The 14,136-nt window shown below is 54.7% G+C and carries 12 protein-coding genes; 8 read left to right on the top strand and 4 right to left on the bottom strand.

Going from position 1 to position 14,136, the window contains the following annotated elements; genetic code table 11:
• Positions 1 to 103: 103 nt before the first annotated feature.
• Positions 104 to 745, bottom strand: a complete 642-nt coding sequence (udk, locus tag EBA31_RS06835) for a uridine kinase (RefSeq protein WP_020826003.1) — start codon at positions 743 to 745, stop codon at positions 104 to 106.
• Between the two features lie 243 nt (positions 746 to 988).
• Between udk and EBA31_RS06830 the strand changes: the two genes are divergently transcribed.
• Positions 989 to 1,618: a phosphatase PAP2 family protein gene (locus EBA31_RS06830; RefSeq protein ID WP_122077898.1), complete on the top strand. Its 630-nt coding sequence runs from the start codon at positions 989 to 991 to the stop codon at positions 1,616 to 1,618.
• Between the two features lie 48 nt (positions 1,619 to 1,666).
• Here EBA31_RS06830 and apbC read toward each other — a convergent pair whose 3' ends face one another.
• Positions 1,667 to 2,779 (bottom strand): iron-sulfur cluster carrier protein ApbC, encoded by a 1,113-nt coding sequence (gene apbC / locus EBA31_RS06825; RefSeq protein WP_046374069.1) that lies wholly within the window; start codon positions 2,777 to 2,779, stop codon positions 1,667 to 1,669.
• 160 nt (positions 2,780 to 2,939) lie between these two features.
• On the opposite strand from apbC, the gene metG reads away from it, so the two are divergent.
• From metG to sanA, 7 genes are all read left to right on the top strand, one after another.
• Positions 2,940 to 4,967 (top strand): methionine--tRNA ligase, encoded by a 2,028-nt coding sequence (metG, locus tag EBA31_RS06820; protein WP_122077896.1) that lies wholly within the window; start codon positions 2,940 to 2,942, stop codon positions 4,965 to 4,967.
• Positions 4,968 to 5,186: 219 nt separating this feature from the next.
• Positions 5,187 to 6,410: an MFS transporter gene (locus EBA31_RS06815; RefSeq protein ID WP_122077894.1), complete on the top strand. Its 1,224-nt coding sequence runs from the start codon at positions 5,187 to 5,189 to the stop codon at positions 6,408 to 6,410.
• Between the two features lie 136 nt (positions 6,411 to 6,546).
• Positions 6,547 to 6,954: a CidA/LrgA family protein gene (locus EBA31_RS06810; protein WP_122077891.1), complete on the top strand. Its 408-nt coding sequence runs from the start codon at positions 6,547 to 6,549 to the stop codon at positions 6,952 to 6,954.
• Positions 6,951 to 7,646, top strand: a complete 696-nt coding sequence (locus tag EBA31_RS06805; RefSeq protein ID WP_020825997.1) for a CidB/LrgB family autolysis modulator — start codon at positions 6,951 to 6,953, stop codon at positions 7,644 to 7,646. Before EBA31_RS06810 ends, EBA31_RS06805 begins: the two co-directional genes overlap by 4 nt.
• A 135-nt stretch (positions 7,647 to 7,781) precedes the next feature.
• Positions 7,782 to 8,666: a cytidine deaminase gene (cdd, locus tag EBA31_RS06800; RefSeq protein ID WP_048761681.1), complete on the top strand. Its 885-nt coding sequence runs from the start codon at positions 7,782 to 7,784 to the stop codon at positions 8,664 to 8,666.
• 222 nt (positions 8,667 to 8,888) lie between these two features.
• Complete coding sequence (locus tag EBA31_RS06795) at positions 8,889 to 10,586, top strand: NAD-dependent malic enzyme (RefSeq protein WP_020825995.1); 1,698 nt, start codon at positions 8,889 to 8,891, stop codon at positions 10,584 to 10,586.
• A 167-nt stretch (positions 10,587 to 10,753) separates the two neighbouring features.
• Positions 10,754 to 11,491, top strand: coding sequence for an outer membrane permeability protein SanA (gene sanA / locus EBA31_RS06790; protein ID WP_020825994.1), 738 nt, complete (start codon positions 10,754 to 10,756; stop codon positions 11,489 to 11,491).
• A gap of 66 nt (positions 11,492 to 11,557) precedes the next feature.
• Here sanA and mglC read toward each other — a convergent pair whose 3' ends face one another.
• Both mglC and mglA read right to left on the bottom strand, forming a co-directional pair.
• Positions 11,558 to 12,568 (bottom strand): galactose/methyl galactoside ABC transporter permease MglC, encoded by a 1,011-nt coding sequence (mglC, locus tag EBA31_RS06785; protein ID WP_012005998.1) that lies wholly within the window; start codon positions 12,566 to 12,568, stop codon positions 11,558 to 11,560.
• 11 nt (positions 12,569 to 12,579) lie between these two features.
• A complete protein-coding gene (gene mglA, locus EBA31_RS06780) occupies positions 12,580 to 14,088 on the bottom strand; it encodes a galactose/methyl galactoside ABC transporter ATP-binding protein MglA (RefSeq protein ID WP_122077889.1) in 1,509 nt (502 codons plus the stop codon).
• Positions 14,089 to 14,136: the final 48 nt, after the last annotated feature.

The following is a 14,136-nucleotide window of genomic DNA, read 5'->3' as shown; positions in this document are numbered from 1 at the left end:
TCACTAAAACAAAAATTGCCACACAACGGGCGAAAGGTCTACGCCGCAGCGCAAATAGTTGCCCGCTGACCGGAAACACAGGTTTTCCGGCCATTGAACGGCATTATTCAAAGAATTGGCTGATTTTGGCTTTCAGAATATCGATCGCAATGCGGTTTTTGCCGCCACGAGGGACAATAATGTCGGCATATTGTTTGGAAGGTTCGATAAACTGCAGGAACATCGGACGAACGGTTTTCTGGTATTGCGCCATTACCGAATCCATTGAACGACCACGCTCATTCACGTCGCGCTTCATACGACGCATCAAGCAAATATCCAGCGGCGTATCGACAAAGATCGAGAAGTTCATTTCCTGACGTAAACGGATGTCCGTTAACAGCAGGATCCCTTCCAAAATAATCACCTTTTTCGGTTCCAGGTGAACAGTCTCTTTTTTGCGCGTGTGTTCGGTGTAGCTATACAAAGGTAACTCTATCGCCCTGCCCGATTTCAGCATTTGCAGATGCTGGAACAGCAGATTGTGATCCATGGCGCTCGGGTGGTCATAGTTTGTTTTGACCCGTTCTTCCATGGTCAGGTGTGTCTGGTCTTTGTAGTAACTGTCTTCAGGAATAACGCCGATATGTTCATCGCCAACCTGATCGCGAAGCTCACGATACAACGTACTGGCGATAAGGCTTTTTCCGGAGGCAGATGCGCCGGCGATACCAATAATGACGCACTGATGCGGCTTGTCAGTCATAAAATTAAAGACCTGATTTCGTAGTGTGAAGGGGGGGACTAAAACGCGACAATTATAGGGAGTTAGCGGGCATTGCGCCAGACTATATTGGCGCTGGTGGTTGCTATCTGCAGTTATTTCGCCACAACGGTGCTTGCAACGTTTTAAGATTATTGCGTCTAGGGCAATTGGGCGTCACGAGATAAACTCCCCTGCTTGCTCATCATCCTACCCATGGGGTGCTGTATTTTATCGGAGTCTGACGTGCTGGATTGGTATTTTCTGACATTTTTTGGCGACAGCATGTTGCTGTTGCCATGTTCATTCATTCTCTTTGTCGTATTGGTCGTCCCGCGTGCCACCAGAACCGCCGGCTGGCAATGGGCGTTGATCTTCGGCAGCGCCGGCGCTGTGGTATGCGTGTCCAAGCTGGCCTTTATGGGCTGGGGGATTGGCATCGAAAGTTATGACTTTACCGGTTTTAGCGGTCATTCAGCCCTGGCCGCCAGCATCTGGCCAGTATTCCTCTGGACGCTGACCGGACGTTTTTCCCATGCCGTACGCAGCATGGCGTTAGTGTTCGGCTTGGTCCTGCCACTCACCATAGGGCTATCGCGGTTGGCCATTCAGGTGCATTCACCTTCGGAAGTGGTTAGCGGGCTAGTGCTTGGTTATCTGGCCAGTACCTTATTTCTGTTGCTGCAACGCGGTAAGGTGCGGCCACAGCTTTCATGGCCGAGAATTATCGCCGCTCTGGCCTTACCACTGGCGCTGATGGGCAATCGACAACCGGCGCCCACGCAAGGCCTGCTGGAACATATTGCTGTAACCCTCGCGCACATCGAACACCCTTATACCCGCGCCGATTTGCACAAACACGTCACAGCACCATAAGAAAAACCCCGGAGATAGCCGGGGTTTTTATTTTCCTGCCTGCGGCGATTACAGCGCGCGGAAAGAGATTTCCGTCGGGATCGCCTCGCCCTGCCAGTACATTTGCGCAGCAACCCGTCCGGCAAGTTGGCGATACAGTTCGGCAAACTCGCTGTCCGGTCGGCTTATCACCGTTGGCGCACCGCGATCCAAATCCTCGCGCAGAGAAATGTGCAGCGGCAGTTGCCCCAACAGGCGGCTGTGGTATTTCTTCACCAGCTTCTCCGCCCCGCCGGTACCGAAGATCGGTTCGTGATGTCCGCAGTTGCTGCAAATATGCACGCTCATGTTTTCCACGATACCCAAGACCGGCACATGCACTTTTTCAAACATCACAATGCCCTTGGCGGCATCGAGCAGCGCAATATCCTGCGGTGTTGTAACAACCAGAGCGCCAGTGACCGGAATATTTTGCGACAGCGTCAACTGGATGTCGCCGGTGCCCGGCGGCATATCCAGCACCAAATAGTCCAGATCCGGCCACAGCGTGTCCTGCAGCAGTTGCATCAGCGCCTTGCTGGCCATTGGGCCACGCCAAACCATGGCGTTGTCATCAGTCACCAGATAACCGATCGAGTTGGTCGCTAACCCGTGGGCCACGATCGGCGCCATGTGCTGACCATCCGGCGAGGTTGGTCGCTCGTTTTCGGTCCCCAGCATGTTCGGAATTGACGGGCCATAGATGTCGGCGTCCAAAATACCGACCTTGGCGCCTTCTGCCGCCAGCGCTAACGCCAGGTTAACCGCTGTGGTGGATTTGCCCACCCCGCCCTTGCCGGAACTGATGGCGATAATATTGCGCACGCCCTTGATGCCGGCCTGATCGTTGGCGCGTTTCAGCGTGGTGATATCATGCTTCAGTTTCCAGTCAATCGCCTCGGCGCCGGTCACGCGCAGCAGTTCTGCGCTGACGCTGTCTTTGAGCGCCTCAAAACCACTTTGCCAGGCAAAGGGCATGGTCAATTCAATATGCAGCACATTATCCAGCAGCGCGCAGTGGTGAATTGCCTTCAGCGCAGTCAGATTGTTTTTTAACGTCGGGTGTTCAAAGGCGGCCAGTACACCGGTCACCAGGGCACGCAGAACTTCGGGGTTGGTCTGCTCGGGGGATTTTGCGTTCATCCCGGCTCCTTGATTTTGAATGGATAGCTTCCCGCTAAGCATATCAGAAGTGAGCGCCGGTCGGCGCATGTCCGCACAAAGAAACCGCCCTAGCCGTAGCGGGCGCGATCGGGTAACATCGAAGACCCTTTTTATTCATTACAGAAACCAAGTTCTCACTATGGCTCAAGTCGCGAAAAAATTATTGGTGACGTGCGCGCTACCGTACGCAAATGGTTCCATCCATCTCGGTCACATGCTCGAGCATATCCAGGCAGATATCTGGGTTCGTTACCAACGAATGCGCGGCAACGAGGTTCATTTCATCTGTGCGGACGACGCGCACGGCACGCCAATCATGCTGAAAGCTCAGCAGTTGGGCATCAAGCCGGAAGAAATGATTGCGGAGATGAGCCAGGAGCACCAACAGGATTTCGCCGGTTTTGGCATCAGCTATGATAACTATCATTCCACCCATAGCGATGAAAACCGTGAACTGTCGAGCCTGATTTACGGCCGCCTGAAAGAAAACGGCTTTATCAAGAACCGCACTATTTCCCAGCTGTACGATCCGGAGAAAGGCATGTTCCTGCCCGACCGTTTCGTCAAAGGCACCTGCCCGAAATGTAAATCACCGGACCAATACGGCGACAACTGCGAAGTCTGCGGCGCGACCTACAGCCCGACCGAGTTGATCGAGCCGAAATCCGTGGTTTCCGGGGCAACGCCGGTATTGCGTGATTCAGAGCACTTCTTCTTTGATCTGCCGTCGTTCAGCGAAATGCTGCAGGCCTGGACCCGTTCCGGCGCGCTGCAAGAACAGGTGGCAAACAAGATGCAGGAGTGGTTCGAATCCGGCCTGCAACAGTGGGATATCTCCCGCGATGCGCCGTATTTCGGCTTTGAAATCCCGGACGCGCCGGGCAAATACTTCTACGTCTGGCTAGATGCGCCTATCGGTTACATGGGTTCATTCAAAAACCTGTGCGACAAGCGCGGCGATCTGGATTTCGACGAGTTCTGGCGTAAGGACTCCACGACCGAGCTGTATCACTTTATCGGTAAAGACATCGTTTATTTCCACAGCCTGTTCTGGCCGGCGATGCTGGAAGGCAGCAACTTCCGCAAACCGACCAATCTGTTCGTGCACGGCTATGTGACGGTGAACGGCGCCAAGATGTCCAAATCTCGCGGCACTTTCATCAAGGCCGGCACCTACCTGCAACACCTGGATGCCGACTGCCTGCGTTATTACTACGCCGCCAAGCTGTCTTCACGCATTGACGATATCGACCTGAATCTGGAAGATTTCGTGCAGCGGGTGAACGCCGACATCGTCAATAAAGTGGTCAACCTGGCTTCGCGCAACGCCGGCTTTATCAGCAAGCGTTTCGGTGGCCAACTGGCCGACAAGCTGGCCGATCCGGCGCTGTACCAGACCTTCGTTGACGCAGCGCAAAGCATCGCCGATGCCTACGCCAGCCGTGAGTCGGGCCGTGCAATCCGTGAAATCATGGCGCTGGCAGATTTGGCTAACCGCTATGTGGACGAACAGGCTCCTTGGGTGGTGGCGAAGCAAGAAGGCCGCGATGCCGATCTGCAGGCCATCTGTTCCATGGGTATCAACCTGTTCCGCGTGCTGATGACCTATCTGAAACCGGTGCTGCCGTCACTGACCGAACGTACCGAAGCCTTCCTCAACTGCGAGCTTACCTGGGACAGCATCCAGCAACCGCTGTTGGAGCATCAGGTCAACGCATTCAAGGCGCTGTTCAACCGTATCGACCTGGATAAGGTCAATGAAATGGTTAGCGCCTCGAAAGAAGACATGGCGGCAACGAAAGTGGTCAGCGGGCCGTTGGCGGACGATCCTATTCAGGAAACCATCACCTTTGACGATTTCGCCAAGGTTGATATGCGCATTGCGCTGATCAAGAGCGCCGACTTTGTTGAAGGTTCAGACAAGTTGCTGAAGCTGCAGCTGGATCTGGGCGGCGAATCACGTCAGATCTTCTCTGGCATTCGCTCCGCTTACCCGGATCCGAAAGCGCTTGAAGGCCGTCTGACCATCATGGTCGCCAACCTGGCACCGCGTAAGATGCGCTTCGGGATTTCTGAAGGCATGGTGATGGCTGCCGGCCCAGGAGGGAAAGAGATCTTCCTGCTGAGCCCGGACAGCGGCGCACAGCCAGGAATGCAGGTGAAATAACACCGGTTTTCCAACCTCTAAAGGGTCGAGCTTGCTCGGCCCTTTTTATGCGCTTAGTCCAGTAGTGATACGCCAGGCTTCAGGCTAAAACCGGCAAGTAATCCCTCTCCAGGAGGTTACCGAGGTAACCTCTTTTTTTACATCGCCTCTTCCCAGACGGCCAAAATGAGCTATGTTATCCATACTGGTTTTATCACTGTATGCATAAACAGGTCTGATATGAAGGGATTCCCACCGCTGATTAACGCCTTGCTGGTCAGTTCGCTGGTACTGACCATTGGCCGCGGCGTAACGCTGCCGTTCATTACTATCTATCTGACCGGGCATTTTCATCTGCTGCCCAAAAGCGTCGGCATCATTCTGGGTATCAGCCTGGCGATCGGCATTTTCGCCAGCCTGTATGGCGGCTACCTGGTAGACAAATTCAACAAAAACACGCTGATCCTGATTTCCATTCTTTTGTTCGCCCTGAGTTTTTTCGCTATCCCGTGGATCCCGCGGCCGGGGGGTATCGTTGTGGTTTTGGCTATTTTACATACCGCCTATTCCGTATTGGGCATCACCATTAAAGCGTGCTTTGCCGACTGGCTGCCGGTCGCGCAGCGCATCAAAGCCTTTTCAATAAACTATACGCTGGTCAACGTCGGCTGGGCGGTTGGATCATCGTTGGGGGTACTGGTGGCAGGTCTGGATCCGCTGTTGCCGTTTTACCTTTCCGGTGGATTGGCTTTATTCACGGTGGCGACGCTGAACGTCATCCTGCGCAGGCAGTCCGCTACGGCCCCGGTCGCGCTGGATGCAACGCCCGCCGCGCGCCTTAATTTTCGCCAGACGCTGACCATCCTGCGTAACGATCGCCGGCTGATTTACTTTACCCTTGGCAGTACGCTGGGTGCGGTGGTTTTTGGCCAGTTCTCCGGCTATTTATCGCAATACCTGATCACCGTTTCTAATGCAGAGTTCGCTTATCAGGTCATTGGGGCGGTGATGATCGTCAATGCCTGTATCGTCATCGCCCTGCAGTATCTGCTCAGCCGCGGCATGCGTCAGGAAAATATGCTGCGCTGGCTGGCGCTGGGCACGCTATTTTTCATTCTGGGGCTGATCGGTTTTTGGCTGGCCGGGCAATCGCTCTGGCTCTGGATCCTTGCCATGGCGATATTCACCCTGGGCGAAATCATAGTGATCCCGGTGGAATATATGTTTATCGACTTCATCGCGCCACAGCACCTGAAAGGCAGCTATTACGGCGTACAAAACCTGAGCGCTCTGGGCGGCGCCATTAATCCGGTACTGTGCGGTTTTATTCTCAGCTACGCCGCGCCGCAAATGATGTTTCTGATGTTGATTGCTGCTGCGCTGCTCAGCCTGCTATTCTTTTTTCTCGGGCATCGCCTGGCGCAGAGGCAACAACAGAATGCCAACTTCGCCAGTGCAGAATAAACCCGCGTCCCTTTTCATCGCGGTTGTCAACCAGCCCCATCGGCATGGTAGCCATAGAGAGAATTCATGGTGTGATTTGTGGCGAAGATCACAGTTTAATTGTATGATGAATGCATCGGTTAAACGGGATTAAGTTATGGCCAAGCTACTCACTCTGTGCTGGAAATACCTGAGGGCATTCGTCCTTATCTACCTTTGTCTGTTCGCCGGCAATGCCATCGCGGCTCTGCTGCCGATCGCCATTCCGGGCAGCATTATCGGCATGCTGTTGCTGTTCGCCCTGCTCTCCACCCAAATTCTGCCGGCCAAATGGGTCAAACCCGGTTGCCACCTGCTGATCCGCTATATGGTGCTGTTGTTCGTGCCTATCGGCGTGGGAGTGATGAAATACTATGACCAAATTATCGAGCATCTGGGGCCGCTGGTGGTGTCCTGCATCGTCAGCACCCTGATGGTGTTGGTGGTGGTCGGCTACACCTCACATTATTTCCACCGGGAGCGCAGCATCATCGGCAAGCCTGATGCCGCGGAGGGCGAAAAATGATCCATGAAATCTGGTGGTCATTACCGCTGACGCTGGCCATCTATTTTGCAGCGCGCAAACTGGCGCAATGGCTGAACATGCCGTTGCTGAACCCACTGCTGGTGTCGATGGCGGTAATCATTCCCCTGCTGTTGCTGACCGGTATTCCTTATGAGCGTTATTTTCAGGGCAGTAAAATCCTCAATGACTTGCTGCAACCGGCCGTAGTGGCACTGGCTTATCCGCTGTATGAACAGCTGCATCAGATCCGCGCGCGCTGGAAGTCCATTATCGCCGTCTGCTTTATCGGCAGCCTCACCGCGATGATCAGCGGCGGCGCCATCGCTTTATGGATGGGGGCCACACCGGAAATTGCCGCTTCCATCATGCCAAAATCGGTCACCACGCCCATCGCCATGGCGGTCGCAGAGTCGCTCGGCGGCATTCCGGCAATCAGCGCCGTTTGCGTGATTTTCGTCGGTATTCTCGGCGCTGTTTTCGGGCATACGCTGTTCAAAGTATTGAAAATCACCACCCGCTCGGCACGCGGGTTGGCAATGGGGACCGCGTCACATGCGCTCGGCACGGCACGCTGTGCGGAAATGGACTATCAGGAAGGGGCATTTGGTTCACTGGCCCTGGTGATCTGCGGCATCATCACCTCGCTGCTGGCGCCGTTTCTGTTTCCGGTACTGTTGCACCTGTTTGCCTAAGGCCTAAAACTTGCGATACATCTCGCATTTATCGTTTTCATTGCATTGATTTCATCAATAAAGAGATTTGCATCACACTTTATTCGCGCCGGGCTGCCTAGAATGTTATCCCGTTAACCTGTAGAGAGAGTTTCTATGCACCCGCGTTTTCAAACCGCTTTTGCTGAACTGCCCGCCACATTGCAATCCGCCCTGCTGCCTTATTTTGATGCGCCTGATTTTCCGGCCATGCTCAAGGCGGAACAAGTGGATGCTATCAAGCAGCGCTGCGGGCTGGATGATGATGCTCTGGCATTCGCTCTGCTGCCGCTGGCGGCGGCCTGCTCGTTAGCGCCGATTTCGCAGTTTTATGTTGGCGCCATTGCTCGCGGGCAGAGCGGCAACCTGTATTTTGGCGCCAACATGGAGTTCAGCGGCGCGCCGATGCAACAAACCATTCATGCAGAGCAGTGTGCCGTGACTCATGCCTGGCTACGCGGCGAATCAGCGTTAGCCTCCATCACCGTTAATTACACGCCTTGTGGTCACTGCCGTCAGTTTATGAACGAACTCAACAGTGGTACCACGCTGAAAATTCGTCTGCCCGGTCGCGAACCGGCCACCCTGGGCGACTATCTGCCGGATGCCTTCGGCCCGAAAGACCTGAATATCGCCACGTTGCTGATGGACCGCGTCGATCATGGTTTCCAACTGACGCTGACCGACGAACTGGAGATGGCCGCGTTGGCTGCCGCCAATCAGAGTCACGCGCCCTACAGCAATGCCCACAGCGGCGTCGCACTGGAAGCCGAAGACGGGACGATTTATAGCGGTCGCTATGCGGAAAACGCAGCCTTCAACCCCAGCCTGCCACCGCTGCAGGCCGCACTGATTCTGATGAACGTCTCCGGCGGCGACTGCCAAAAAGTGGTTCGAGCGGTGCTGGCCGAGCCCGACAGTGCCATCCTCACCCAATGGGATGCCACCCGCGCCACGTTGGCCGCGCTGGGTTGCCAAAATGTCAGTCGTATCACTTTCTAAATCTGCCCCCCGGCGGTGCTGCCTGGCACCGCTGTTACCAGCCCCGCCAGCCGATTACAATGGCATTCACGTCCTAAAACACTTTCTTTAGTTAAATTAGGACTTGATCGTCGATAATTACGCCAATTTACCTCATGATCCGATAACAATTGCTGTACATATTTCCCCGATCTTTTAGGATCTAGCCCATAAAGTTATCCGATACGTTGAAGAGCAAAAGCCATGGAACTTGAATACGAAAGCAAACGCCCTCTCTACATCCCTTATGCCGGCCCTATTCTGCTGGAATTTCCGCTGCTCAATAAAGGCAGCGCTTTCACCGAGGATGAACGCAGCCATTTCAACCTGCACGGGTTGCTGCCAGAAGCGGTAGAAACCATCGAAGAGCAGGCGGAACGTGCCTACCGCCAGTACCAGGATTTCAAAAACGACAGCGATAAACACATTTATCTGCGTAATATCCAGGACACCAACGAAACCCTGTTCTATCGCCTGCTGGAAGCGCACCTGAGCGAGATGATGCCGATCATCTACACGCCGACGGTGGGCGAGGCCTGTGAGCACTTCTCCGATATTTACCGCCGGGCGCGTGGGCTGTTTATCTCCTACCCTAATCGCGACCGCATTGACGACATGCTGCAAAACGCCACCAAGCAAAACGTTAAGGTGATCGTCGTCACCGACGGTGAGCGCATTCTCGGTCTGGGCGACCAGGGTATCGGCGGCATGGGCATTCCAATCGGTAAACTGTCGCTGTACACCGCCTGCGGCGGCATCAGCCCGGCCTATACCCTGCCGGTGGTGCTGGACGTCGGCACCAACAACCCGCAGCGCCTGAACGATCCGCTGTACATGGGCTGGCGTCACCCGCGTATTTCAGGCGACGAATACCACGCCTTTGTTGAAGAGTTTATCCAGGCGGTCAAACGCCGCTGGCCGAACGTGCTGCTGCAGTTCGAAGATTTTGCGCAGAATAACGCCACACCGCTGCTGAACCGCTACCGTGACGAAATCTGCTGCTTCAACGACGACATTCAGGGCACCGCAGCCGTCACGCTGGGCAGCCTGATCGCCGCCAGCCGCGCCGCCGGCAGCCAACTGCGCGATCAGACCGTCACCTTCCTGGGCGCCGGCTCTGCAGGTTGCGGCATTGCCGAGCAAATTATCGCGCAGATGAAATCCGAAGGCCTGAGCGAAGACGAAGCCCGCGCGCGCGTCTTTATGGTCGACCGTTTCGGCCTGCTGACCGACAAACTGCCTAACCTGCTCGATTTCCAGAGCAAGCTGGTGCAAAAAAGCGAGAATCTGACCGCATGGCAGACAGAGAGCGATGCCATTTCCCTGCTGGACGTGGTGCGTAATGCCAAGCCAACCATTTTGATCGGCGTTTCGGGCCAGCCAGGCCTGTTTACCGAAGAACTGATCCGCGAAATGCACAAGCACTGCCCGCGCCCGATCGTCATGCCGCTGTCCAACCCAACCTCCCGCGTGGAAGCCCGCCCGGAAGACATCATTAACTGGACCGAAGGCGCTGCATTAGTAGCAACCGGCAGCCCGTTTGCGCCGGTGAGCTACAAAGATCAGGTATTCCCGATTGCCCAGTGCAACAACTCCTATATCTTCCCGGGGATTGGATTGGGCGTACTGGCCTCCGGCGCCACCCGCGTCACCGACGCGATGCTGATGGCCGCCAGCCGTGCGCTGGCCGACTGTTCGCCGCTGGCGACCGACGGGCATGGCGCACTGCTGCCGAATATCGACGATATTCAGGGCGTGTCCAAGTGCATTGCCATGGAAGTGGGTAAAGCGGCACAGCTGCAAGGCGTTGCTGTGGTCACCTCAGAAGAAGCGCTGTCGAAAGGCATCGAACACAACTTCTGGCGCCCGCAATACCGCAGCTATAAGCGCACTTCATTCTGATTTGCACAGTTAAACATCAGGCCCGGCTCGCCGGGCTTTTTTTATGCTCAAACCGCCTAAAAATGCGGTGCAATGCTTGCTTGATAGGGCGTCAAGCTTGCGTCGGCCTGTCAGGTAAAGTAGCCTTGAGCCATCTTTTTTGGCCCCTGTGCGCGTAAGGCAATAACATGTGGAAACGCCTGATAATCAGCCTGTTCATCATCACTGCGCTGTTGATGCTTTCGGCTCTCGCGCTCGATCGTTGGATCAGCTGGAAAACCGCGCCTTACGTCTATGACGAACTGCAAGGCCTGCCTCATCGCCAGGTCGGCGTGGTACTGGGCACGGCCAAATATTACCGCACCGGCGTGATCAACCAATATTATCGCTACCGCATTCAGGGCGCGATTAATGCCTATAACAGCGGCAAAGTGAAATACCTGCTGCTGAGCGGCGACAATGCCCAGCAAAGCTACAACGAGCCGATGACCATGCGCCGCGATTTGATCGCCGCCGGCGTGGCGCCCAGCGATATCGTGCTGGATTATGCCGGTTTCCGTACTCTTGACTCTATCGTCCGCACCAGAAAAGTGTTCGACACCAACGACTTCATCATTATCACCCAGCGCTTCCATTGCGAGCGCGCGCTGTTTATCGCGCTGCATATGGGGATCCAGGCTCAGTGCTACGCAGTACCTTCGCCAAAAGACATGATGACGGTACGGGCACGCGAGATCTTCGCCCGCCTTGGCGCGCTGACCGATTTGTACATACTAAAACGCGAGCCGCGCTTCCTCGGGCCACTGATCCCCATTTCCGCCATGCATACCGTACCGGAAGATGCCCAAGGCTACCCGGCAGTTTCGCCAGAGCAATTGGTTGAGCTGGAACACAAGCTGGCTGCGGAAAAACAAAAGGCCAAATAAGCTTTATGCCGCCCTGGAAACAGCAACGGCCAGCATTTGCTGGCCGTTTTCATAGCTGAGACACAACTATTTTTTCTTGGCGTATTTTAAGGAGTCCAACGCCACGGCGAAGATAATGATGCCGCCCTTGATGATGTACTGCCAGTAAGGGTTAACGCCAATGTAGGTCAGGCCGTAGTTGATAACCGTAAAGATGATGACCCCGGTCACGACCCCCAGAACCGTCCCGACGCCGCCGGCAAAGGACACCCCGCCCACCACGCACGCCGCAATGGCGTCCAGTTCATACATAAAGCCCAGGTTATTGGTGGCGCTGCCGATACGGCCCGCTTCCAGTAAGCCGCCGAAGGCGTAGAACACCCCGGACAGCGCATAAATCATGATCAGGTTCAGCGGCACGTTCACGCCGGAAACCTTGGCTGCCTCAGGGTTGCCGCCGATGGCGAAAATATTTTTGCCGAAGCGGGTTTTATTCCACAGGATCCAGACAAAAATAATCGCAATGATGGCGTAGAAGGTGATGTACGACAGCTTAAAGTCGCCAAAACGCAGGAACCCCTGGGCAAAGGTGGAAAACTTGGGATCAAACCCCGCCACTGGCGAGGCGCCAACGGAGTCGTAATACAGCGAGTTGATGCCGTAAACGATGATCATGGTGCCCAGCGTGGTAATAAACGGCGTCACATTGAGGTAAGCGATGATCAAACCGTTCACCAGACCGATCACCGCACCCACGGCGCACACCAGCAGGATCACCAGCGGGATCGACCAGGTTTCCATATGCGGGAATACCTTGTTCACGTTATCCATCGACTGCAACAACGTCGCCGCGATCACCGCCGCCAGGCCAACCTGGCGCCCGGCGGACAGGTCAGTCCCCTGGGTAACAATCAGCCCCGCCACGCCCAGTGCAATAATGATGCGCACCGAAGACTGGGTCAGGATATTGCTCAGGTTCATTAGACTGAGGAAGGTCGGGTCCTGGATAATAATAATTGCCAGCAGCACCAGCAACACTACGTAAATGCCACCTTCCTTGAAATAGGTGAACAAAGTTTTTTTATTCAGCGCGTTCATAATTCTGATCCTTAAAGGTGCAGGGATGCGAGACGTAAAATTTCATTTTGCGAGGTCTGTTTGGTGTTGACGATGCCCGCAACCTGACCATTACTCATCACCAGTATTCTGTCGGTAATTCCCAAAAGCTCCGGCATTTCAGACGAGACAATAATGATCCCCTTGCCCTTCTTCGCCAGTTCGGTCATCAGCTGATAAATTTCGAATTTGGCGCCGACGTCAATGCCGCGCGTCGGCTCATCCAGCATTAATATTTCCGGCTGAGTCAGCAGCCAACGGCCGATGATCACCTTCTGCTGATTACCGCCCGACAGCGAACCTATGTGGGTATGGTGGCCCGGGGTTTTGACCCGCATGGCATCGATCACCCACTGGGTATCGCTTTTCATGCGGGAGTTATCCAACAGGCCGATTTTATTTTTGTAGTTGCGAATATTGGAGATCAGCGAGTTGAACCCCACGTCCAGATAGGCATAAATCCCGGTGGAACGACGTTCTTCGGTGACCAGTGCGAAACCGTGGTTTATCGCCTCATTGGCGCTGTGGTTGTTGATGGTTTTACCGTGCAGCTTGATGGTACCCGCAATTTTTTCGCGGATGCCAAACAGGGTTTCGACGATGTCGGTACGTTTGGCCCCCACCAGCCCGGCGATGCCGAGGATCTCGCCCTGATGCAGATCGAAAGAGACGTCGCGAATCGAAGGCTGGCGCAAGGAGGTCAGGTTCTTCACCTCCAGGATCACCTCGCCCGGCGTATTCTGTCGATCGGGGAAACGCTGGCTGAGCGAACGCCCCACCATCATCGAGATGATCTTGTCCATATCCAGCCCTTCCAGCGGCTGGGTGGCGATCCACTGGCCATCACGCAGAATGGTGATTTCGTCGCACAGCTGGAAGATCTCTTCCATCTTATGCGAGATATAGACGATGCCGCAGCCGCGTTCCTTCAGCTTGCGGATAATGGTGAACAGGTGGTTCACCTCTTTTTCCGTCAGCGATGAAGTGGGCTCATCCATAATGACAATCTTGGCGTCATAGGAGAAAGCCTTGGCGATTTCAATCATCTGCATTTGCGATACCGATAGCGTGCCCACTTTATCCCGCGGGTTAATATCAATATCCAGCTCGTCGAATATCGCCTGGGTATCTTTCAGCATCTTGTCCTGATCGACAAACATGCCCTTGGTCGGGTAGCGCCCCAACCACATGTTGTCCATCACGGTGCGCTGCAAGACCAGGTTTAATTCCTGATGCACCATGGACACGCCGTGTTCCAGCGCCTCTTTAGAGCTTTTGAAATCTATTTCCTGGCCCTGAAAAATAATACTGCCGGCATCCTTTTTATAAATGCCGAACAGGCATTTTAATAATGTCGACTTCCCCGCGCCGTTCTCTCCCATTAATGCATGAATGGAGTGCGGACGAACGCGCAGATTCACATTATCCAATGCCTTGACGCCGGGAAATGATTTATTGATATCAGTCATTTCCAGCAAAAATTCGCGTGGGCTGTCGGCCATAAATACACCTGGCTATGTGATCCGACACCTTCCAAACCACCGCCTGAT

The sequence above is a fragment of the Serratia sp. P2ACOL2 genome (assembly GCF_003691565.1).
Taxonomy (GTDB): Bacteria; Pseudomonadota; Gammaproteobacteria; order Enterobacterales; family Enterobacteriaceae; genus Serratia; species Serratia liquefaciens.
Note: the sequence above shows the minus strand (reverse complement) of the source record. Positions and strands in the feature narration are given on the sequence as shown.